Source organism: Bifidobacterium sp. UMB1197, assembly GCF_030217745.1.
In the GTDB taxonomy this organism is placed as follows: domain Bacteria; phylum Actinomycetota; class Actinomycetes; order Actinomycetales; family Bifidobacteriaceae; genus Bifidobacterium; species Bifidobacterium vaginale_B.
The window spans coordinates 139,134-160,878 of sequence record NZ_JASOOL010000001.1; the positions used below are offsets into that span (position 1 = coordinate 139,134).

General features: G+C 44.7%; 21 protein-coding genes. All 21 read left to right on the forward strand.

From position 1 onward, the window contains the following. The first annotated feature begins 1 nt into the window (after position 1). The 21 genes from QP420_RS00590 to QP420_RS00690 all read left to right on the forward strand — a co-directional run bounded on the left by QP420_RS00590 (position 2) and on the right by QP420_RS00690 (position 21,718). Positions 2–769 carry a hypothetical protein gene (locus QP420_RS00590; protein ID WP_481616287.1) on the forward strand — a complete coding sequence of 256 codons (768 nt, stop codon included), beginning with the start codon at positions 2–4 and terminating at the stop codon, positions 767–769. Between the two features lie 57 nt (positions 770–826). Next, entirely contained in the window at positions 827–1,633 is an 807-nt protein-coding gene (locus QP420_RS00595) for a TrmH family RNA methyltransferase (protein ID WP_481616288.1), read from the forward strand. 110 nt (positions 1,634–1,743) lie between these two features. After that, positions 1,744–2,763 (forward strand): ATP-binding cassette domain-containing protein, encoded by a 1,020-nt coding sequence (locus QP420_RS00600; protein WP_481616289.1) that lies wholly within the window; start codon positions 1,744–1,746, stop codon positions 2,761–2,763. Then, a complete protein-coding gene (locus QP420_RS00605) occupies positions 2,760–3,749 on the forward strand; it encodes an ABC transporter permease subunit (protein ID WP_481616290.1) in 990 nt (329 codons plus the stop codon). Before QP420_RS00600 ends, QP420_RS00605 begins: the two co-directional genes overlap by 4 nt. A gap of 144 nt (positions 3,750–3,893) precedes the next feature. Then, positions 3,894–4,190, forward strand: coding sequence for an Asp-tRNA(Asn)/Glu-tRNA(Gln) amidotransferase subunit GatC (gene gatC / locus QP420_RS00610; protein WP_004114131.1), 297 nt, complete (start codon positions 3,894–3,896; stop codon positions 4,188–4,190). A 2-nt stretch (positions 4,191–4,192) separates the two neighbouring features. Further along, a complete protein-coding gene (gene gatA, locus QP420_RS00615; RefSeq protein WP_481616291.1) occupies positions 4,193–5,734 on the forward strand; it encodes an Asp-tRNA(Asn)/Glu-tRNA(Gln) amidotransferase subunit GatA in 1,542 nt (513 codons plus the stop codon). 32 nt (positions 5,735–5,766) lie between these two features. Further along, a complete protein-coding gene (gatB, locus tag QP420_RS00620) occupies positions 5,767–7,266 on the forward strand; it encodes an Asp-tRNA(Asn)/Glu-tRNA(Gln) amidotransferase subunit GatB (RefSeq protein WP_060787060.1) in 1,500 nt (499 codons plus the stop codon). A gap of 178 nt (positions 7,267–7,444) precedes the next feature. Then, positions 7,445–8,410 (forward strand): GNAT family N-acetyltransferase, encoded by a 966-nt coding sequence (locus QP420_RS00625; RefSeq protein ID WP_481616292.1) that lies wholly within the window; start codon positions 7,445–7,447, stop codon positions 8,408–8,410. Further along, the gene (locus QP420_RS00630) at positions 8,407–8,721 is read left to right on the forward strand and encodes a DUF2469 domain-containing protein (protein ID WP_004105898.1); all 315 of its coding nucleotides are present in this window, start codon (positions 8,407–8,409) and stop codon (positions 8,719–8,721) included. Before QP420_RS00625 ends, QP420_RS00630 begins: the two co-directional genes overlap by 4 nt. Positions 8,722–8,841: 120 nt before the next feature. Further along, a complete protein-coding gene (locus QP420_RS00635; protein ID WP_464405894.1) occupies positions 8,842–10,461 on the forward strand; it encodes an NAD(P)/FAD-dependent oxidoreductase in 1,620 nt (539 codons plus the stop codon). A gap of 174 nt (positions 10,462–10,635) precedes the next feature. Beyond that, entirely contained in the window at positions 10,636–12,519 is a 1,884-nt protein-coding gene (rho, locus tag QP420_RS00640; RefSeq protein ID WP_481616293.1) for a transcription termination factor Rho, read from the forward strand. Between the two features lie 261 nt (positions 12,520–12,780). Next, the gene (locus QP420_RS00645) at positions 12,781–13,278 is read left to right on the forward strand and encodes an Lrp/AsnC family transcriptional regulator (protein WP_481616294.1); all 498 of its coding nucleotides are present in this window, start codon (positions 12,781–12,783) and stop codon (positions 13,276–13,278) included. Between the two features lie 31 nt (positions 13,279–13,309). Next, complete coding sequence (locus QP420_RS00650) at positions 13,310–13,669, forward strand: chorismate mutase (RefSeq protein WP_481616346.1); 360 nt, start codon at positions 13,310–13,312, stop codon at positions 13,667–13,669. 35 nt (positions 13,670–13,704) lie between these two features. Beyond that, a complete protein-coding gene (fbaA, locus tag QP420_RS00655; protein WP_415695459.1) occupies positions 13,705–14,760 on the forward strand; it encodes a class II fructose-bisphosphate aldolase in 1,056 nt (351 codons plus the stop codon). Between the two features lie 131 nt (positions 14,761–14,891). Further along, on the forward strand, positions 14,892–16,193 hold the full coding sequence (locus tag QP420_RS00660; protein ID WP_464405887.1) for an adenylosuccinate synthase: 1,302 nt from the start codon (positions 14,892–14,894) through the stop codon (positions 16,191–16,193). 73 nt (positions 16,194–16,266) lie between these two features. After that, positions 16,267–16,824 (forward strand): fluoride efflux transporter FluC, encoded by a 558-nt coding sequence (locus tag QP420_RS00665; protein ID WP_481616295.1) that lies wholly within the window; start codon positions 16,267–16,269, stop codon positions 16,822–16,824. Further along, a complete protein-coding gene (locus QP420_RS00670) occupies positions 16,821–17,240 on the forward strand; it encodes a fluoride efflux transporter FluC (RefSeq protein WP_415695456.1) in 420 nt (139 codons plus the stop codon). Before QP420_RS00665 ends, QP420_RS00670 begins: the two co-directional genes overlap by 4 nt. A gap of 111 nt (positions 17,241–17,351) precedes the next feature. Next, positions 17,352–18,710 (forward strand): ClC family H(+)/Cl(-) exchange transporter, encoded by a 1,359-nt coding sequence (locus QP420_RS00675; RefSeq protein WP_481616296.1) that lies wholly within the window; start codon positions 17,352–17,354, stop codon positions 18,708–18,710. Positions 18,711–18,842: 132 nt separating this feature from the next. Next, a complete protein-coding gene (locus QP420_RS00680) occupies positions 18,843–20,048 on the forward strand; it encodes a CpaE/TadZ family protein (RefSeq protein WP_481616297.1) in 1,206 nt (401 codons plus the stop codon). After that, a complete protein-coding gene (locus tag QP420_RS00685) occupies positions 20,029–21,063 on the forward strand; it encodes a TadA family conjugal transfer-associated ATPase (protein ID WP_060787133.1) in 1,035 nt (344 codons plus the stop codon). The genes QP420_RS00680 and QP420_RS00685 overlap by 20 nt, the downstream gene beginning before the upstream one ends. A 28-nt stretch (positions 21,064–21,091) precedes the next feature. Continuing rightward, positions 21,092–21,718: a type II secretion system F family protein gene (locus tag QP420_RS00690; protein WP_481616298.1), complete on the forward strand. Its 627-nt coding sequence runs from the start codon at positions 21,092–21,094 to the stop codon at positions 21,716–21,718. The last annotated feature ends 27 nt before the right edge of the window (positions 21,719–21,745 follow it).

Genomic DNA, 21,745 nt, shown 5'->3' on the forward strand with positions numbered 1-21,745 from the left:
AATGGCAGAATTACAAGAGGAACGTGCGGAACTTAAGCGCATGCTTTGTGCGGATATGAGTGCGAAACCATTTAGTGAACTGTTTTCTGTTACTTTTAATCAGCGCGGCTCCAAGTTGGTTGGTGATGTTCTTTTTGACGCAATTGAGAAAGCTGGGTATTCGTTAGAGCGCGATGTTGACGCTGTTGGTGCGTTAACTGCTGCTGCAGTTCCAATGGTTTTTGCGCTTATTCATGCTGCAGAACGTAAAGGAATTGCACTCGACGGCTTTGTTATGGATTTTGTTTTTCCTGCAACAAAAGGTCCGTCAGTTAAAGGCAAGCGAGTATTATTGCTTGACTCTTGGCTTTCTGAAAAATCGTATGTTCAAACTTCTTCGCTTGTGACTTTACGACACGGAAATGAATTAAGTCTTGATTTTGGTATTGTTAATCAGCAAGGCGCGCAAATTCGTGCTATAGTTGCATTAATTGGTGGTGTTGACGCCGACGAACAAGGCACAAGGCATCTTCAATTAGTAAATCCAATAAGTGAGGAGAGTACTAAAATGGCATTTGTTCAAGCTTTCGGTGAAGAAGAATTACGTGCAGATGCAGATCACGACGATTGCTGCAACGACAATTGCTGTGGCGGTCATTGTGAGGTTAAATGCACTGGTGATTGTGCTCATGATGGTTGCACTGAGCCATGCTGTGAAGATAACTGCTGTGGCGGTCATTGCAAGTCAGGTTGCACAGGAGATTGCGCAACAGACGGCTGCCAAGACTAGTTGCAAATACTAGCTGCCAATACTAAGCAAAAGTATTAAACGGAGCAAAACTCACACATGCACGAACCGAATCCAATTACTTTGGCTGCAAAAGCTTCCGATGAGCCAGAATTCCGACCTATAGGAGTTGGCTCGTGGGAAGAAGAGCATCCAGGTGAGCCTCGTCCAGATAATCCAGAATCGCCAAATTACGATGCGCGGTTTAGCACTGAATTACTAGACGAAGGCGACCAGCGTAACGTTTTAGACCGCTACCGGTACTGGAAAGTAGAAGCCATAAAAGCGGATCTCGATTCTAAAGGCCGTCACGAGTTTGAAGTAGCTGTAGAAAATTGGACTCACGATTTCAACATAGGCTCTATGGTTCGCACTGCAAACGCGTTTACTGCGAAAAAAGTGTATATCGTAGGGCCTCATAAATGGAATCGTAAAGGCTCGTTAATGACCGAGCTATACCAATACGTTGAGTGCTGCCCAACTATTGAAACTCTAGTAACTAATTGGCGCGAAAATATGCTTAAAGAAGCAGAAGAAGCGCATCAACTTTTGCTTAAAGCGCAAGCAGAAGGCAATAAAGAAGCCGAAAAAATTGCAAATATTAAGGAACAAGACGCTAAAAACGCGCGCGTTATAGCGCTAGATATTATTCCAGGCGCTGTTGCTATGGAAAACTACAAGTTCCCTAAACGTTGCCTTATGCTTTTTGGTGCAGAAGGTCCAGGTCTTTCTAAAAAAGCGCTAGAGATGGCGGATGACGTTGTTTATATTTCGCAATTTGGCTCTGTTCGCTCGCTAAACGCAGGAGCTGCTGCGGCTGTTTCCATGCACGCGTGGATTGCGCAACATGCAGCAACAAATTGCTGATACAAGCTACAAACAAGCAAATAAACAATCGCATTACAAAATGCAGCAGCCTGTACTCATAAACACTTACATTTTAGGTGTATTTTTTTTATTTGTGATATTGTTAATTTATGTTAGAATTTCAACATATTACAAAGCGTTTTGGCGAAAAAACAGCGCTTAATGACGTTTCTTTCGTCGCCGAAGACGGTAAAGTCACTGGCTTTTTAGGCCCTAACGGCGCTGGTAAATCTACTACCATGCGTTGTGCGTTAAATCTTATTCATGCCAATAGTGGCACTTCTCTTATTGACGGAAAAGAATACACAAAAATCGCATCCCCAATGACAGAAGTTGGCGCAGTTCTTGACGCAAAGTCTGCTCACAGGGGTCGTACGGCTTACAATCACCTGTATTCACTGGCTTTAACTCACGGAATATCAAAAAAGCGCGTTGACGAAGTGATTGATATTACTGGTTTATCAAGTGTTAAAACCCGCAAAGCAGGCTCCTTCTCGCTTGGCATGAGCCAGCGTCTTTCCATTGCTGCAGCGCTTTTAGCAGATCCACACAATCTTATTTTGGACGAGCCAATTAACGGCTTAGATCCAGAAGGCGTTAAGTGGGTTCGTGAATTATGCAAGTATTACGCAAGCGAAGGCCGCGCAATACTACTTAGCTCGCACTTAATGAGCGAAGTTGCGCTTACTGCAGATAACCTTGTGATTATTGCTCATGGCGAAATTTTGGAGCGCACAACAGTACAAGACTTTGTTGACGCACATTCGCAGCACGCTGTGCGACTTGTAACTCCAGAAGGCGAAAAACTAAAGTCTGTGCTTGCTCAAAATAATCCTGAATGCAAGATTTTGCAAGATACTCGCACTCCTCAAGATGTTCAAGAAGGCGAGCTTTTTAGGGTAACAGGTTGTGAGCTTAATCAGCTTGCTCGCGAAATTGCGGATAATCAAATTTTGGTTTACCAGCTAAATCAAGAGCACGCATCACTTGAGGAAGCATATTTGGCTCTTACGCATGGCCAAGAGCAGTATGTAACGAAGGCTGTTCCTAGCAGCGGCTCGAAGCCGAGTAAACAAAAGCCGAGTGAGCAAAGCGCAACGCAATCTAATAATGATGGGAGTGCAAAATGAGTGAGCAAGTAGCAAACCAACAAGTGCAATCTTCTGAGTTCAACGCACACCAATCCAACGCGTATAAAACAGGCCGCAGCATGAACGCTCAGCACTTGCGCCTCACGTTTATGCACACGCTTAAATCCGAGATTGTTAAGTTGCGCGGGCTTGCATCCACATGGTGGTGCATGGCATTGACTATTGTTTTGCCAGTAATTTTTAGTTTTATTATCGCGCTTGTGCAAAAAGCAATGTCTAAAGTTGACATTAAGAATGGGGCAAGTCAAGATAGATCAAGCGCTGCAATTACTGTTGGGCCGAGCAATAAAAGTAGCCTTATTGCATCTCAAGATAGCATTTTCCACTTAGTTATTAGCTTTGCTTCTGTATCTTTGATTGTTCTAGCGATTTTTGCAGTGCTTGCTGTAACCGCGGAGCATTCTACAACTTCGATTCAGGCTTCTCTTACAGCTGTACCTCGAAGGGGTATGTTCTTTACGGCTAAGTTTATTGCGGTCGCAATCTACGTTTTTGTGGTGCAACTTATTGCAATGGCAGTTTCGCTAGGCGCTGCAGAATTAGCTTTTATAGGAGACAGCACTTCTGGATTATCTGGAAGCAACGCGTGGAAATTGCCTCTTACGCTGTTTCTTGGATCTCCTGCAATTATGGTTGTTGTAGCAGCAATGGCGTACGGCTTTGGCATGATTTGCAAGTCAACTGCTGGCGGAATTATGTGCGTTATTGGAGCCGTGATGATTTTGCCTAGTGTTCTTAGCATTATTATGTTTGCGAGCAATTTCGCGAAGTGGAATTCAATACTTATACAGCTTTTGCCAGCCACAGCGGTGGAGAAATTCTTGGGCGGCTCCCCTAATTCGGGTGCACAGCTTCCACCAAACGCATATATTTTCACATGGTGGCAATCAGGCTTGGTGGTTCTCGCTTGGGGCGTAATCATGTATGCAATTGGCCACGTTGTTGAAAAGCATCGCGATATCTAAAATATTTAAATATTCTGCAAATAATTTTGCAAAAACAATAAGGGCTTTACTCTGTAGATTCAAAAGATTTGACTACAAGATAAAGCCCTTTTTGCATAATTTTTGCTATAGCAAAGGTCACGCATCACACATATAGTTGAGGTTATGCCAACATTCACACGCGAAGAAATTGAGCATCTGGGCGTTCTATCCCAGATTGCGCTTAGCGACGAAGAAATCAGTCGCTTGCAAGGCGAATTAAACGTCATTGCAGAATCTATTAACAAAGTGCAGGAAGTTGCTGGCGAAGATGTGCCACCTACTGCAAATCCAGTACCTCTTGAAGCGTATTTGCGCCCAGACGAGCCTGCTACACCATTGACTCAAGAAGAAGCGCTTTCTGGCGCTCCTAGAAGCGAGTCTGGCATGTTTGTAGCACCTCGAATTTTGGGGGAGGAATAAACATGACTAATACTCAAGATTTAGTAAAGCTTTCTGCTGCCGATATGGCAAAAGCTGTAAAAGCTAAAGAAGTTTCTAGCCGCGAGCTTGTTGAAGCTCACTTGGCAGTAATCGAAGCAGCCGAACCAGAAATCAAAGCATTCTTGCACGTTTCTGCAGATATTGCACTTGAGCAAGCAGATGCTTTTGATAAAAAGAATGCTAATGGCGAAGCTGAAGGCTTACCTGAGCTTGCAGGCGTTCCAATTGCCATTAAAGACATGATTGTTACTAAGGGCATTCCAACCACTGCAGCATCTAAGATTCTTGAAGGCTGGGTTCCACCTTACGACGCTACTGTTATTGAAAAGCTCAAGGCAGCTGGCATGCCAATTCTTGGCAAGACTAATTTGGATGAGTTTGCTCAAGGTTCTTCTACCGAGCATTCCGCTTACCAAACTACTTGCAACCCTTGGGATACTGAGCGCGTTCCTGGCGGCTCTGGCGGTGGCTCTGCTGCGGCCGTGGCTGCATTTGAGGCTCCTATTGCTTTGGGTACAGATACTGGTGGCTCCATTCGCCAGCCAGGCGCTTTAACTGGTACAGTCGGCGCAAAGCCAACTTACGGCGGAGTTAGCCGTTTTGGCGCAATCGCTATGGCAAGCTCTCTAGACCAGATTGGCCCTGTTTCTCGTACCGTTCTTGACTCTGCACTTTTGCAAGAAATTATTGGTGGCAACGATAAGCGCGATTCAACTTCGATTCCAGCTCCTGTTCCTCCAATGGCTAAGGCTGCGCGTGAAGGCGCTCGCCGCGATTTGAAGGGCGTAAAAGTTGGTCTTGTTAAAGAGCTTAGTGGCGAAGGCTTCCAGCCAGGCGTTGAAGCACGCTTTAATGAGGCTGTGCAATTGCTTAAAGATATGGGCGCAGAAGTAACAGAAGTCTCCTGCCCTCACTTCCCTTACTCGCTATCTGCATACTACATAATCATGCCTTCCGAAGTTAGCTCCAACTTGGCTCGCTACGATGGCATGCGCTACGGTTTGCGCGTAATGCCGCCAGCAGATAAGCCTCAAACTGCAGCAAACATGATGGCTGCAACTCGCGAAGCTGGCTTTGGCGACGAAGTAAAGCGCCGTATTATTCTCGGCACTTACGCACTTTCCGCTGGCTACTACGATGCTTGGTATGGCTCTGCACAAAAGGTTCGTACGCTTATTATTCGTGACTTTGAAGAAGCGTTTAATAAGGTAGATGTTCTCGTTTCCCCAACAAGCCCTACAACGGCATTTAAGTTTGGCGAGAAGATGAACGATCCACTCTCCATGTACATGAACGATATTGCTACGATTCCTGCAAACATGGCTGGCGTTCCAGCTTTGAGCCTCCCAGCTGGCTTAAGCGACGATGGCCTGCCTGTTGGCATTCAGATTATTGCTCCGCAATGCCATGATGAAAAGATGTACAAGCCTGCAGCAGCGTTGGAAGCAGCGCTCGAAGAAAAGTGGAGCGGCCCAATCTGGAAGTCGCTTAAAGCTGGCTGGCTCGATTCATTGGCTAAGTAAAGTTAAGCAAAGCTTAAGTAAGAAGGATTCTCATGGCTGAAAAACTTATGAAATACGCCGATGCTGTGGAGCAATTTGACCCAGTTTTCGGCTTGGAAACTCACGTTGAGCTTAGCACGCGCACAAAGCTGTTCTGCCCAGCGGAAGTATCTTTTGGCGGCGAACCAAACACTCAGCTAACACCTGTAAGCCTTGGTTTACCAGGCTCTTTGCCAGTTGTAAACAAGACTGCAGTTGATTATGCAATTAAGCTTGGCTTAGCGTTGCATTGCGAGATTGCCGAGTGGAGCCAGTTCGCTCGTAAGAACTACTTCTACCCAGATATGCCTCGTGATTATCAGATCTCCCAGTATGATAAGCCTACTAATGGCAATGGTTACTTGGATGTTGAGCTGGAAGATGGCACTGTGTTCCGCGTTCCGATTGAGCGCGCTCACATTGAAGATGATGCTGGTAAGAATACGCACGTTGGCGGCGCAGACGGCCGTATTGAAGGCGCAAATCATTCTTTGGTTGATTACAATCGCGCAGGCGTGCCTTTAATCGAGATTGTAACTAAGCCAATCGAAGGTGCTGGAAGCCGCGCCCCAGAAATCGCAGGCGCATACATGCGCGCTATTCGCGATATTGTTCGCGCGCTTAACATCTCCCACGCTCGCATGGAGCAGGGCAATATGCGCGCAGACGTAAACGTTTCGCTCCGCAGAAAGCCAACCGATCCATTCGGCACGCGTTCCGAAACTAAGAATGTGAACACATTCCGCGGAATTGAGAAGACGCTGCAATACGAGATTCGTCGCCAGGCTGCTATTTTGAGCGAAGGCGGCGAGATTTTGCAGGAGACACGCCACTGGGATGAGGCAACTCAGACTACTGCTGGCGGCCGCGTAAAGTCCGACGCCGACGATTATCGCTACTTCCCAGACCCAGATTTGGTTATGCTTCACATTACTAAAGAGCATATTGAGCAAATGAAGGCACAAATGCCAGAAATGCCTCGCGAGCGCCGTAACCGCTTGCAAAGCGAATGGGGTATTAGCGATCTTGAAATGCGCGATATTCTTAACGCGGATGCTCTTGATTTGGTTGAAGAAACCGTTAAGGCTGGTGCAACTGCAGCAGGTGCTAAAAAGTGGTGGCTTGGTGAGCTTGCTCGCGAAGCGAACACTCGTGGAGTCACTTTGGAAGAATTGCCTATTACTCCGCAAGACGTTGCGCAAGTTGAAAAGCTAATTGCAAGCGGCAATCTTAACGATAAGCTTGCTAAGCAAACTGTTGCAGGCGTTTTGGCTGGCGAAGGCACTCCAGATGAAGTTGTTAAGAAGCACGGCTTTAAGGTTATGAACGACGACGGCGCTTTGGAAGCCGCTGTTGATGCTGCTCTTGCAGCCGACCCAGAAGTTGCCGAAAAGCTCAAGGCTGGAAACATGAAGCCGATGGGTGCAATTATTGGCGCTGTTATGCGCGCAACTAAAGGTCAGGCAGACGCTAAGGCTGTTACTAAGATTGTAATGGCAAAAATCAAAGGCTAGTTTAGATTAGCTTTTACTTTGCACTTTTTGCGCTTTATACTTTGCTTTTTAACCTTGTGTTTTATAGCATTGTATAGGGTGCAAAAAGTGTGATTTTATATCACGGTTTTTTACTAATCGTTGTACGCTTTTTGTATGCTTTTGCAACACGTAAGTCGATTCTACGGAAAAGGTGAATATGCAGGGATTCAATGCTGATTCTACAAGCCGCCGAGAGCTTCCAGAAAGTATTGTGATTCCGCCAATCCGCGGCGAAATGGCACGACTTAGGCCAGCAGCCATCGAAGATTTGGCGAAGATGGACGCATTGCATGCTTTTGACGGAGCAGCCGTTATAACCGGCAAAGATTCACAGTCGGAACGCGCAATGGTTCATGCGTGGGTAAATCGTTCGGTGCAGTGGTCTTCGGCTGGAAGCACTGAGGAAAAATCTAATCAGAATGCCGCCGCTGGCGACGCTCAATCGCGCCCAACAATCGCATGGTCGATTGTGCCAGATTTTATTGATGATGCTAAAAACACCAATGGCGATATTATTGGAATGATTTTTTTGATTGACATTGACGGTTGGTCTAAATCCGCTAGAATTCAGGTGATTCTGGGACGCGATTATAGGGGTCGTGGGTATTCCAGGGATGCAATGCCTAGAGTTATGACATACGGCTTTGCGCCAAGCGAGGTTGGTCTTGCATTGCATAGAATCTGGGTTGGTGTTCCAGCAGCAAACGCGCGCTCGCTTTCGGTATATCAATCGCTTGGATTTATGAAAACGGGAACTGCTCGCGACGCTCTGTGGGATTCTCAAAGCCAAAAATATCAAGATTTTGTAGTAATGGACACTCTTGTAGATGAGTATGATGCCATTCGCTCTCTAGACGCTTTTGGACTCCACGTTATTGAAGATAATCCTGGCGTTTGCGAGGCTTTAAGCGCACACGAGCATTCGATTGCGATTCCTGTTAAAAATAGCGATTCTAACAAATCATTAGGCTACGAACCTGCTGAATCTAACGTTAAGCAGGCAGAAGATACCTCTAAGCGCGCATGGTGGCGTATTATAGGACGAGGCCGCAAACGCAATCAATCGAGCGAAGAATCAACCGCAACAGATGCAAAAAATGCAACAACGGAGGGGAATCTATGAGCGCCGAAGATCTCGACAATTACGAAACCGACGCCGAGCTTGCGTTGTATAAGGAATATCGTGACGTTATTAAGCTTTTTACATACGTTGTAGAAACAGAGCGCCGATTTTACTTGGCAAATAAGGTTGATTTTAACGTGCGTTCCGCGGGTCAAGATGTGTACTTCGACGTTCAATTAACAGACGCTTGGGTGTGGGATGTTTACCGACCTTCGCGATTTGTAAAAAACGTTCGAATTGTTACGTTTAAAGACGTAAATGTGGAAGAAGTTCAAAAAACGGATATCGATATTCCAGAATCTATCGCGTGATAAGAGTATGCTACGTATGGATTGGCTTGAATTCTAAGTAGTAGATATTCTAACAGCAAATGATTGTTTGTAATTTGTTGTTTTAGACTTTGAAAAATTGTTTTTAGGTATGGAGGAAAATTGACTGATACACAATCCCAGAAACAATCTGTAGTGATTATTGGTGGCGGTCCGGCAGGGTTGACGGCCGCTTGGGAGCTTGTAAAAGATGGCGGCGCTAGCAAGTACGATGTAACCGTTCTTGAGGCAACTAGCGAGTTCGGCGGCATTTCGCGTACCGTAAAATATAACGGAAACCGAATGGATATTGGCGGTCACCGATTCTTCTCTAAAGACGATCGCATTATGCAGTGGTGGCGTGAAATGTTGCCATTGCAGGGCGCTCCTTCTTACGATGACAAGAAGCTTGGCAGGCATCATGATTTAGAGGCTGGAGGCCCAGACCCAGAAGTCGAAGATGAAGTTATGCTTAAGCGTCATCGCGTTTCTAGAATCTTCTGGAATCACCATTTCTTTGACTACCCTATCTCTCTTTCTGCAGCAACTTTGCGTTCTATGGGCTTTGTGCTGACTATGAAGGTTGGTTTTAGCTACCTTTGGTCCATGATTCATAAGCTTCCAGAAACAAACCTCGAAAACTTTTACATTAATCGCTTTGGCAAAAAGCTTTACTCCATGTTCTTTGAAGGTTATACCGAGAAGCTTTGGGGTAGGCACCCAAGCCAGATTTCTGCCGATTGGGGCGCTCAGCGTGTTAAGGGCCTAAGCATTGTTGAGGTTTTAAAAAACGCTATTTCTAAGCTTATGCCTAAGAATAAGGCAAGCCAGAAAGAAGTTGAGACTTCGCTTATTGAAGAATTCTGGTATCCAAAGCTTGGTCCAGGCCAGCTTTGGGAAACCGTTGAACGCCGCTGCCGCGAAAATGGTGCCACTGTTTTAACTGGCTCTAAGGTTGTGGCCATAAAGCAGGCAGACGGCAAGATTTGCAGCGTTGTTGTTGAAAATCAAAATGGCGAGCGCAGTGAGCTTCATGCAGATCAGTTTATTTCGTCTATGCCAATTAAAGATTTGGTTGCAGCTCTTGAGCAAGGCGCAGATGGCAACAATAATGCGGAAGTTCCACAAGATTTGCAAAAGGTTGCATCAGGCTTGCCTTACCGCGATTTTGTGACTGTTGGCTTGCTTGTTAAGCGCATGCGCTTGCGCAACACAACCGATATTCCAACTCTTGGCAATCCTCCTATTGTTCCAGATTGCTGGATTTACGTGCAAGACCCTGGCTATAAGGTTGGACGCTTGCAAATCTTTAACAACTGGAGCCCATACCTTGTTAAAGACGTTGACAACACTGTTTGGATTGGCCTTGAATACTTCTGCAGTGAAGGCGACGATTTTTGGAATATGAGTGACGAAGAAGCTCGCAAAAATGCAATTGACGAGTTGATTCGCATGCAGGTTATTGAAAGCGAAGACGACGTTTTAGATGCTCATCGCGAACGCGTTCCAAAGGCATATCCTGCATACTTTGACACTTACGCTCAGATGCCTGATCTTGTTAAGTATTTGGACGCTTTTGGCAACTTGTATTGCGTTGGTAGAAATGGCCAGCACCGCTACAATAACCAGGATCACTCAATGGCAACTGCTATTGAAGCTGTTCAAAATATTAACAACGGAAAGCAATCTAAAGATAACGTTTGGTCTGTTAATACCGAGAAATCGTATCACGAAAAGAAGTAGCGCTTGGCTTGCCACGCCGTGTTGTTGTGAGTCGTACGAGTGTAGTAGCATACATTTATCGGCGATTAATACACATTGATATGTGTCTATCGTTATATTCACAACGGATTTTCCGTAATCTTCCATGTAAAGCTCCAAGCAGTCTATTTCTTGGAGTTAGGGAAAGGCATAACTGTGGCAACAAGCCAAAATCTTGATGATATGAAGCTTTCGGAGCTTAAGGATCTTGCGAAGCAAATGGGTCTGCGCGGCACGTCTACAATGCGCAAGCCAGATTTGGTTGCTACGCTAACTGCTGCGCGAAATGGTGGGGATGCGCCAGCTGGTGTTAGCGTTCATGTTCCTAAAAACTCTGTAAGAACAAATCGTTTTTCACTAAACGATGATGAGTCTTCTAATTCAAATGATGCGGATAAGATTGTGCGTCGTCACAATTTTGCACGAGATAACCAGCCTCAGCGTTATCACAAAGCGGATGCTGCAGATAGCGTGCGCGAAAATAACTCTCGCGCAAACAGTGGCAATAATTTTGCTAAAGCAGAAGAATCGGTTGCTGATTTAGACCAGATTCTTGCTACTTTACCAAGCGAAAAGCCTTCTGATTCCGCATCAAACCGAGACTTAGAATCGCGTAGAATGCGCTCTGCTTCTAGATCTAACGAAGAGAATGACTACGATTCTAGAGCAGATAGATCCGATAGAAGCGACAGAGGCGATAGATTCCAGCGCAGATTACGCGGACGAGACAGAAATGACTACGATTCTAGAGCAGAACGCAACTCCGAACGCAATGCAGAACGTAATGCAGAGCGCAATTTGCGTCAGGAGCGAGCCGATATTCGTGAAGAGCAAGAAATTCACGAGCCAGCTCCACGCCGCGAAGAACCAAAAGAAGAGCTCGTTCCAGTTGCTGGTATTGTGGACGTTCTTGACTCCTACGCTTTTGTGCGCACTTCTGGCTATTTGCCTGGCCCAAACGACGTTTACGTTTCTATGAGCCAAATCAAAAAATACGGCTTGCGCAAGGGAGATGCTGTTCAAGGTTCCATTCGCGCACCTCGCGAAGGAGACCGCAGAAATCAGCGCCAAAAGTTTGTTCCTTTGCAAAGCGTTGACAGCATTAACGGCATGAGCGTTGAAGAATCTCAGAATCGTCCGCAATTTGCTAAGTTAACTCCTTTGTATCCGCAGGAACGCTTAAAGCAAGAGACTACACCAAATCGCATGCTTGGACGCATTATTGATCTTGTAGCTCCTATTGGTAAAGGTCAGCGTGGCTTGATTGTCTCGCCTCCTAAGGCTGGTAAAACAATCACCTTGCAAAATATTGCTAACGCTATTGCTGTTAACAATCCAGAAGTACATTTGATGGTTGTTCTTGTAGACGAACGCCCAGAAGAAGTTACCGACATGGAACGCACCGTTCAGGGAGAGGTTATTTCTTCTACATTCGACCGTCCAGCTACAGACCACACTACCGTTGCAGAGCTTGCGATTGAGCGTGCTAAGAGGCTTGTGGAGCTTGGACAAGACGTTGTTGTGCTTCTTGATTCCATGACTCGCCTTGCTCGCGCATACAATATTGCCGCCCCTGCTTCTGGCCGCATTCTTTCTGGCGGCGTGGACGCTCAGGCGCTTTACCCACCTAAGAAGTTCTTTGGTGCCGCGCGAAACATTGAAAATGGCGGTTCTTTGACTATTATTTCTTCCGCTTTGGTGGAAACTGGTTCAAAGATGGATGAAGTTATTTTCGAAGAGTTTAAGGGCACTGGAAACATGGAGCTGCGTTTGAGCCGCGACTTGGCCGATAAGCGACTGTTCCCAGCTGTAGATATTAATTCTTCTGGTACGCGCCGCGAAGAGCTGATTACTCCAGCGCAGGAATTGCCGATTATTTATCGCTTGAGGCGATTGTTCGGCGGTTTGGAGCCAGAGCAGGCTTATCAGACTTTGGTGCCGCGCTTAAAGAAGACCGCTTCTAATCGCGATTTTCTTGCGGCGATTGTTCAGCAAGCCAATAACTCAACTAATGGCGGCACAGGCACAGTCGCAGCTTAACCGCGCAAAAATAGTTAAAATTTAGATTAAAAATACCCCTTGGTAAAAATCGAGGGGTATTTTTTATACAAATATCTCAAACCGTCAGACGTTTAGATGTGTAAACATGTGTTAAATAATGTGAAAAACCGTGATTTTTTATCTAATTTTGTTCTTTTTCATTAAAAAATACGATACGATTAGATAAACTGCAGGGGGCGCAGCTAAAGTCGAAGAAGAAAAACAAAGATTTTAGATGCGCTGCATGAGGATGGAGGTCGTATGACAGGAAGCTCTCATAGGATTGAAAACAATATTCCTTCTGGCTTGGAAGCCAGCGCGAGCACAGCTGCTCCAATAGATTCTACAGACGCAATTATTGTAGACATTCTTGAGCACGATGGCCGTGCAACACTAACCAAGCTAGCTAAAGCATCTGGATTATCTGTTTCCGCAGTGCAATCCAGGGTTCAAAAGCTCGAACGACGCGGAATTATAACTGGGTATCGTGCTTTGATTGATTACGAACGCAGAGGTTTGCCTGTAAGCGCGTTCGTAGCGGTTACTCCTCTTGACTTTGAGCAAGAATCTAGCATTCCAAACAAGCTAAAAGACATTGAAGGCATTGAAGCCTGCTATTCGATTACAGGAAGCCCAAGCTTTATGCTTGTTGTTCGTGTTGCAACTCCTAGCAAGCTGGAAGAATTAATTAACACAATTCACCGCATTGTTCCAGTTAGCACGGAAACAACAATGGTTTTGCAAACTTATTTCGACTAGAAATATTGTGTGCAATATTGTGTGCAAAAACATGTGCAACTCTTCTAAAGAATCGATTGACGCGCGCAAGCGTTTGACTGAATCAGATTGTAGCGATGACTGCGATTCAGTAAGCGAGATTTTTGCGTTGCGTCAGTCGATTGACAATATTGACAATGCGATTGTTGCGCTTTTAGCTGAGCGTTTTAAAGTCACAGAAAAAGTCGGATTAATAAAAGCGCGCGCAAATCTTGCTACAGAAGATAAATCGCGAGAAAACCGCCAGGCAAGTCGACTAAAAAAGATTGCCGAAGAATCTGGATTAAAAGAAGAAATCGCACTCGAATATCTACATTTTGTAGTAACTGCAGCAAAAAAACGTCATCAAGAAATCAAAGATAATCAAAAATAGCTAAAAATATGCGCGCTTAGAGCAATAATAAGAGTATGACTATTGCAACCGTTGAACGTTACGCACAAATGCTTGATGCCGCAAGCAAAGGCGGCTATGCCTACCCTGCGATTAACGTTACTAGCACGCAAACATTAAACGCCGCACTCCAAGGATTTGCCGAAGCTCAAAGCGACGGTATTATTCAAGTATCTGTTGGAGGGTCCGCATATTTTTCGGGTCAGTGCGTAAATAATCGCGTTGTTGGATCAATCGCATTTGCGCAATTCGCGCATCAAGTTGCAGCACAATACCCAAATATTAGCGTTGCATTGCACACGGATCATTGTGCAGAGCCTTATTTAGACGATTGGATTAAGCCACTTCTTGCGCACGAGGCAGATCAAGTTGCACACGGCGAAGAGCCGATTTTCCAGTCGCATATGTGGGACGGTTCCACGGTTAAACTTGAGCATAATCTAGATATTGCCGAAGAATTGCTAGAGGCTTCGGCAAAAGCGCACACAATTTTAGAGATTGAAATCGGCGCAGTTGGCGGCGAAGAAGACGGCCACAGAGCAGATATTGACGAAAAGTTGTACTCCACTCCCCAAGACGCTATGCGCGTTGTTGAGCGATTAGGTTTAGAAGACCGCGCAAAGTACATGGCCGCTTTTACGTTTGGAAACGTGCATGGCGCATACAAACCAGGTGTTGTTAAGCTTAGGCCACAATTGCTAGACAACATTCAAAGCGCGGTGTACAACAAGTACAAGCTTGATTTGTGCAATCGCAAGTTTGGTGTGCCAACAAAGCCATTTTTGCTGGTGTTCCATGGCGGGTCTGGCTCTACGGCCGAAGAAATCGCGCAAGCTGTAAAATATGGCGTTGTAAAAATGAATATTGACACAGATACGCAATATGCTTTTACGCGCGCAATCGCAGACCACATGTTCCACAACTACGACTCGGTTCTTAAAATCGACGGCGAAGTTGGGGCAAAAAAGCTTTACGACCCAAGGTCTTGGGGCAAAGAAGCAGAAAAAGCCATGGCTCAGCGTGTTGTAGAAGCTTGCATACAGCTTGGTTCCGCTGGAAAAGCTTTAAAATAGCTTTAAAACAGCTCTAAAATAGCGCAATCGCAAATATTTATTAGCATTATTCGGTATTGGCTTTGCGCTAATCTTAACACGTAGGAATTGTGTTTGTTTGGGCAACGTTAGCCCAAAAATGGAGGTGCAGCATGCCTGGAATTGTGCTTATTGGCGCTCAATGGGGTGACGAAGGCAAAGGTAAAGCAACTGATTTAATTGGTTCTAAGGTAGATATTGTTGCACGTTTTAATGGCGGCAATAACGCTGGCCACACTGTTGTTGTAGGAAACGAATCTTACGCACTGCACTTACTCCCTAGCGGCATAATCAGCGCAAACGTAACTCCTGTTATTGGAAACGGCGTTGTTATAGACCCAGAAGTTCTTTTTGAAGAGATTGACGCGCTTGAATCTCGCGGCGTTGATTGCTCGAGGTTGCTTGTTAGCGAGTCGGCGCATGTTATTACACCGTATCATCGCGTAATCGATAAAGTTACAGAGCGATTCCTTGGAAAACACAAGATTGGCACAACGGGTCGCGGAATTGGCCCAACTTACGCAGATAAGATTAATCGCGTTGGTATTCGCGTGCACGATTTGTTTAACGCAGATCATTTGCGAGATAAGGTAGAAGCCAGCTTGCATCAAAAGAATCAGATGCTTGTTAAGCTTTACAACCAGCACCCAATTGACATTGATATTGTTACCAGCCAACTTGTAGAGCTTGGAAAGCGACTAAAGCCATACGTTGCCGATACTTCGCTTGTACTAAACCAGGCAATGGAAAATGGCAAAACCGTGCTTTTTGAAGGCGGCCAGGCAACTATGCTAGACGTTGATCACGGAACATACCCATTTGTAACGTCTTCTAATCCTACGGCTGGCGGCGCTTGCACGGGTACGGGCGTTGGCCCTACTCGCATTAATCGCGTAATCGGCGTTGCTAAGGCCTACATTACGCGCGTTGGCGAAGGCCCGTTCCCTACAGAGCTTTTGGACGAAAGTGGCGATTGGCTGCGCGAGCAAGGTCACGAATATGGCGTAACAACTGGTCGCCCTCGCCGTTGCGGATGGTTTGACTCTGTTGTTAGCCGCTATGCAACTCGCGTAAATGGCCTAACAGATATTGTTCTTACAAAGCTAGATGTTTTGACTGGCTTAAAAGAGATTCCAGTTTGCGTAGCTTACGATGTGACTTTAGCAGACGGAAGCGTTGAGCGCGTAAACGAGATGCCAGTAGATCAGTCTCTGTTTGCTAGCGCTAAGCCAGTTTACGAGATGCTTCCAGGCTGGAGTGAAGATATTTCTAAAGTCCACAAGTTTGAAGACTTGCCTGCCAATACTCAAAGCTACGTAAAGCGCTTGGAAGAGCTTTCCAATTGCCGCATTTCGGCAATTGGTACCGGCCCTCAGCGCGACCACATTATTAGTGTTCATTCACTGATTGATTAATGCTATTAATGCATTAATGGCTAGTTAAGGCTGACTAAGGCTGATTAAACTTCGATTTAAGGCGGCTAAAGCTATGAGTATTCCAAGCAGAAATCACCCAGACTTGCCCTCAGCACAACCACATAAAACACTTGGTGCAAAAATCTATTTTGTTGTGTTTGTTGGCGGCGTGCTCGGCGCTTTTGTGCGTAGTGAAATAGGCGTTTTTACGCATGGCATGCATTGGGATTCGGGATATTCTATGCTTTTTAGCCGCTTTACTTTTGCAACTCTTTTGTCTAACGTTTTGGCATGTTTTATTCTTGCTTTAGTGAGTTCTCTTGTTGCAAATAGATTGCTCTGCAAAAATAGAGACTTAATAAAATACGGTTTGTGCACAGGATTCTGCGGCGCGCTTTCAACAATGTCCACTTTTGCCTTTGAGGGCGCATACTCCGCATTTACCGCAATGAACATTGTAAAAGTAATTGCAATTATGGCATTATCTATGATTTTTGGCGTTTTAGCAGTGCTTGCTGGAAGCCTAATCGGAGATAGAATTTTTGCTTTTAATGGCAATAACAGCGTAAAAAATGCTGGCGATGCAAAAATCAGCAATCAAATAGATGCTAACAAAGGCGGTGCAAAATGATGTTTTACGCATACGCTCTTTTTTGGCTGCCTCTTGTTTTTGCAGGACTTGGCGCCGTTCTTCGTTGCGCAGTATCTGATGCAATAGGGCGCGTTTATAACCACGATTTTCCAATCGCAACCTTGCTAATCAACGCTTTTGCATCTTTTATAATTGGCTTAGTTACATCCCTAAGCTCTGCAATTATATACAATTTAACTTTTGCTTCAGCTATTGTTTACAGTTGCGCTTTGGGATTCTTAGGCGGATTCTCAACGTTTTCAACCGCAATCTTAGAAGTCGTAAGCCTGTTTAAGCTAAAGAAAATCAAGCTTGGACTATGGCTTTTTGTTAGCGAACTAATAGTGCCATTCTTGTGCGCATTTATTGCATACGCTGGAACGTGTTTTGTACTGTTTTTGCTTCTAACGTCTTAGTTTTTAATTTTATTAATTTATGTATTTTATTAATTGATATTTATTGTGTTATTAAAAATGTTAGAATGCTTTGTGTATTTGTTTGCGATTTGATTTAAGAATAGGTTTATTGTGACTTTAAAGAACGTAGGCGGTTCTATACGCGACTTTTTGCGCGACTTTTCGGATCGCATTCTTAAAACACTTAAGCATCTTAGATGGAAGATGGTTCTTGCGGGCGCAGTTGTTGGCCTTGTTTCGGGCGCACTTGTAGCAACTTATAGACTCGGGATTGAGTGCGGAACCGATTTTGCGCGATGGATGTATGCGCGAATGTTGCAAAACATGCTTTGGATTGTACCGTGTGTGGTTTTTGCGATTGTTGCTGGACTTTTTATTGGCTGGATGAGTCGCAAAGAAAGTATGGCATCTGGAAGCGGTATTCCGCAAGTTGTTGGATATGTTCAGCGCGGACTAAAAATGTGTTGGAACACCATTTTGCCTGTACGATTTGTAGGCGGATTGTTGGGGTCGCTATTTGGCTTGTCTCTTGGGCGCGAAGGCCCTTCGATTCAAATCGGAGCTTGCGGCGCGCAAATGATGTCTAGAATTTTTAGAAAAGGCAATAAAAACGATACACAAGAACACTATGTTGTAACCGCTGGAGCAGCAGCTGGCTTATCTGCTGCCTTTAGTGCCCCACTTTCTGGGCTTATGTTTGCTATGGAAGAAGTTCAGCACGGGCTATCTTCAACGGTTCTTATGGGAGCAGCAGTAGCATCTATTTGTGCTGACTTTGTGTCTCAAACATGCTTTGGACTTCGCCCTGTTTTAGACTTTGGAATGATTCCAGACTTGCCAATGGCACTTCATTTTTGGCTGATTCCGCTTGGCATTTTTGCAGGTCTTGTTGGATCTTTAATGAACCGCTCTTTACTTGGATTACAAACGCTGTATAAATATTTGCCTAAATGGGCTCCTGTATCTGTAGCATGTTTAATCGCAATTCCTGTTGGCTTATATTTGCCAGAGGTTCTTGGTGGAGGCTCAAATCTTGTTAAACTTTCCGAATATGGAAAGGTAAGCATAGCGCTTCTGTGCCTTCTGTTTGTTGCAAAAATGCTGTTTACTTCTACAAGCTTTGGATGCGGCGCTCCTGGCGGTATTTTTATGCCAATTCTGGCTGTTGGAGCGCTTGCAGGCGGTGTTGCTTCGCGAGCAATTATAAACACTCCTCTACTTGGCATTAACGCAAAACTAATGCCGATTTTTACAGTGTGCGTTATGGCTGGCACGCTTTCGGCTTCGGTAAAAGCTCCGCTCACTTCGATTTTGCTAACCGTAGAAATGTCGGGAACAATGATTCACACTCTGCCAGTTGCCGCCTCTGCGTTTATTGCGCTTCTTGTATCCGACATTTTGCACACTAAACCAATCTACGGTGAGCTTCTGGAAAGATATATGGCTTCCAATCCAAAGCTTGTGCGCTAATACGCTTATACAGCAATAAGCTAAAACAGCAATGTGGATAACTTTTTGGCGGAATTGCAACGTTTATTAAGCCTTTAACCACATTTTTACAAAAGTATTGCTTATTTGTTTTGCATGCTATTCAATAGCTGCATGAGCAATATGAATATTGATAATTACGATGCACCTTCGTGCGTAGCTAGGGCACTTAACACGTACCCACCTCAGGCAAGCGCGCTTAAAAACGCGATTAACCAAGCTAAGCAAGTTAACATTGTTAGCCAAGTTAATCAGGCAAATAAGAGTGAAGACTCAACTATTATTGCGTCTTTTAATCGCAGTTCTGATTTTCTTGCAAGCCCTGCGGTTAGCAAAGATTTTGGCGTTATAAATAATCGTGCGCTTCAAGACAATCGCAATAGTGGCGAAAATCGCAATAATAACAACAATTGCAATAATCATGTTGTTCAAGAAACTATTGGAAGCTTGAACTATTCGCTAAAGCCTTTTCCAAAAAATGTTGTAATTGGTTCTGCAGCAAATAGCGGAATTGGTTTAAGCACTACTCTTGCGCTTCTGGCAAGCAATATAGCTAGTAAAAAATACGTTGTAGCTTTAATCGATGCAGATATTTCAAATGGCGGTTTAGATGTTTTGCTTGGATTAGAGCAAGATGAAGGCAGAAGATTGCAAGAGGTTCAAGCTCCTTTAGGCAGATTAGACGGCTACGTTTTGCGCTGCGAGCTTTTGCACTGGAACAATGTGGATATTTTGGCTTATTCGCCTTGGAAAAATCAGGAGCCTAAGCCATGGGTTATTGAGGCCGCAATTAGAGGTCTTGCTAAAGCCTGCGACGTTGTAATTGTAGACATTGGATCTGGGCTTTCGGCAAGAAAGCTTTTAAAAGATCTTCCAACTTTGGCAGAGGTCCCAACAATTTTTGCAGCAGAGCTTAGCGTTTTAGGCCTTGCACGATTGCGAGCGCATTGGCGAAATCTAGAGTTAGATAATAAAAATTACGCCAAGAATCTCACTTCTATTGTTGCAGGTTTAAACCCACGCGGACTTTCTAGCAGATTTTGCCCTGTAGAAGTTGGGGAAGCTTGCGATTATTTACTTTGCAATGTAGAAGGGCCAATTGGCCACGATTCTAAAATGTACGAAGACATAATTGGCGGGTATGGAATTAGAAGCGTACCTAAATGTGCGCAAGCAACCGTGGGGAAAATCACCACTTGGCTGCTTGGCACTTCTCGCGAATCGGGTTTAATGGCGTCTACTGCGCAAGGCAATCAATCTTGTAAATATGGAAGATTTTCAAAAATATTGGGCGGTAAACATGGTTCTACAAGATATTGATTTTGGCGTTTTGCAAGATCTTGCAAACAATCCTAAAACAACTGATATTGTTGTTACAGATACTGGCCGCGTTTGGGTGGATTTTGGATTAGGCCTACAAGAATACAATCCAAGGATTCCGTTTGATAATCCCAGCGTTTTGCGCGAATATGCTGTTTGGCTGTGCGCTCAATTAGGTAAAAGATTAGACGACGCATGCCCAATTGCAGACGCTTCTAGCCCGCTAGGAGTGCGCATTCACGCGCTTATTGCCCCAATAGTTTTAAGCGGAGCTGCTATTTCGATTCGTTTTCCAGCGCTAAAACGCTATTGTTTAACGGAGTTAAGCAGCAAAGGCATGTTTCCAATTGAGCTATCTAGAATTCTTTATTTGCTGGTTGAAAGCCGCGCAAATATTTTGATTACAGGCAGTACAGGTTCGGGCAAAACAACGCTTATGAAGGCTCTTTTAGCTTCTTGCAATCCAAAAGACAGAATAGTAACTGTTGAAGAAACACGAGAATTGGGCTCTGTTTCCAACGATCACGTTTCTTTAGCCACAAGGGAAGCAAATGTTGAAGGTGCTGGCTGCATTGATTTGCCAGATCTTGTAAAGGCCACTTTGCGTATGCGCCCCGACAGAATTATTTTGGGCGAGTGTAGAGGCAAGGAAATAGCTGATTTGCTGCGCGTTTTTACATGCGGTCACAAGGGAGGAATGACAACTTTGCACGCCGATAAAGTGCAAAAGGTTCCAGCACGATTAATGGCCCTGGGTTTGCTTGCAGGGCTAGAGCCAATGGCACTTTGCGCTCTAGCTGCAGATGCATTCGACGTTGTTATTCACGTTGAGCGGGTAAATGGAGCGCGCGTTGTAAAAGAACTTGGATTGCTAAAGTCAAATGATTCTGGCGCGTTAGAAGGTGTTCCTGTTTTAAGAGTTAAAGACTCACAAATAGAGACCACTTTAGCGTGGAAAGATTTTGCAACCAAATGGCATTTGCCTCTAAATTCGCAAATTGTTTTAAAGGCTTAACTGTTAAAAAGCTAACAAAGGATTTGATATGGGTATTGAAGAATCGCTAGCATCTCTTGTTGCATCTTTAAAATCGGGGTCTTCTTTTGAATCGATTATTAGAGGCAGCACTGAACGAAATAGCAACACCAGCATCGTAAGCAGCAAGGCGTACAGCCAGCAGATAAATGCAGAATCCATATTAAAGTGGATTAATTCTAGACTAGAGTCAAGCAATAATACCGCTGATGTAGCTAAGTCTTTTAAAAATGCAAAAACTTCTAAAAAGACCAAAGAGCAAAAAGATGCGCGCAGAATTGCACAGTCGCTTATGTGCGTGTACAACTTAAGCAACTCAATTGGCTGCCCTATGGCAGATTGCGTTCAAGCTGTTTCGGATTCTTACTACGCAAATAAAAGAGTTGACGACTTAAGCGAGGAGGTTTTTGCAATGCCAAAAGCCACTATAAAGTTGCTTATTGCTCTTCCCTTTTTATCACTTTTAACAGGCCAACTTTTAGGGGCAAACCCAATATTAATGATTCTTACAAGCTACAAGGGCTATACGCTTTTAGGCGTTGGAATGACCTTTTACACAATTGGCATTATTTGGGTTGCGCGCATTCTTAATTCCTCTAAAAACGCGATGAGCACTCCTTACCTTAGTGGAGCTTAGAGCGAATTGGCAACAGTTACCAACAGT

What these genes read in the sequence shown, in the direction of transcription:
- QP420_RS00590 (WP_481616287.1), top strand. Translation starts at nt 2, where the DNA reads ATGGCAGAATTACAAGAGGAACGTGCGGAACTTAAGCGCATGCTTTGT.
- QP420_RS00595 (WP_481616288.1), top strand. Translation starts at nt 827, where the DNA reads ATGCACGAACCGAATCCAATTACTTTGGCTGCAAAAGCTTCCGATGAG.
- QP420_RS00600 (WP_481616289.1), top strand. Translation starts at nt 1,744, where the DNA reads ATGTTAGAATTTCAACATATTACAAAGCGTTTTGGCGAAAAAACAGCG.
- QP420_RS00605 (WP_481616290.1), top strand. Translation starts at nt 2,760, where the DNA reads ATGAGTGAGCAAGTAGCAAACCAACAAGTGCAATCTTCTGAGTTCAAC.
- gatC (WP_004114131.1), top strand. Translation starts at nt 3,894, where the DNA reads ATGCCAACATTCACACGCGAAGAAATTGAGCATCTGGGCGTTCTATCC.
- gatA (WP_481616291.1), top strand. Translation starts at nt 4,193, where the DNA reads ATGACTAATACTCAAGATTTAGTAAAGCTTTCTGCTGCCGATATGGCA.
- gatB (WP_060787060.1), top strand. Translation starts at nt 5,767, where the DNA reads ATGGCTGAAAAACTTATGAAATACGCCGATGCTGTGGAGCAATTTGAC.
- QP420_RS00625 (WP_481616292.1), top strand. Translation starts at nt 7,445, where the DNA reads ATGCAGGGATTCAATGCTGATTCTACAAGCCGCCGAGAGCTTCCAGAA.
- QP420_RS00630 (WP_004105898.1), top strand. Translation starts at nt 8,407, where the DNA reads ATGAGCGCCGAAGATCTCGACAATTACGAAACCGACGCCGAGCTTGCG.
- QP420_RS00645 (WP_481616294.1), top strand. Translation starts at nt 12,781, where the DNA reads ATGACAGGAAGCTCTCATAGGATTGAAAACAATATTCCTTCTGGCTTG.
- QP420_RS00650 (WP_481616346.1), top strand. Translation starts at nt 13,310, where the DNA reads ATGTGCAACTCTTCTAAAGAATCGATTGACGCGCGCAAGCGTTTGACT.
- fbaA (WP_415695459.1), top strand. Translation starts at nt 13,705, where the DNA reads ATGACTATTGCAACCGTTGAACGTTACGCACAAATGCTTGATGCCGCA.
- QP420_RS00660 (WP_464405887.1), top strand. Translation starts at nt 14,892, where the DNA reads ATGCCTGGAATTGTGCTTATTGGCGCTCAATGGGGTGACGAAGGCAAA.
- QP420_RS00665 (WP_481616295.1), top strand. Translation starts at nt 16,267, where the DNA reads ATGAGTATTCCAAGCAGAAATCACCCAGACTTGCCCTCAGCACAACCA.
- QP420_RS00670 (WP_415695456.1), top strand. Translation starts at nt 16,821, where the DNA reads ATGATGTTTTACGCATACGCTCTTTTTTGGCTGCCTCTTGTTTTTGCA.
- QP420_RS00680 (WP_481616297.1), top strand. Translation starts at nt 18,843, where the DNA reads ATGAGCAATATGAATATTGATAATTACGATGCACCTTCGTGCGTAGCT.
- QP420_RS00685 (WP_060787133.1), top strand. Translation starts at nt 20,029, where the DNA reads ATGGTTCTACAAGATATTGATTTTGGCGTTTTGCAAGATCTTGCAAAC.
- QP420_RS00690 (WP_481616298.1), top strand. Translation starts at nt 21,092, where the DNA reads ATGGGTATTGAAGAATCGCTAGCATCTCTTGTTGCATCTTTAAAATCG.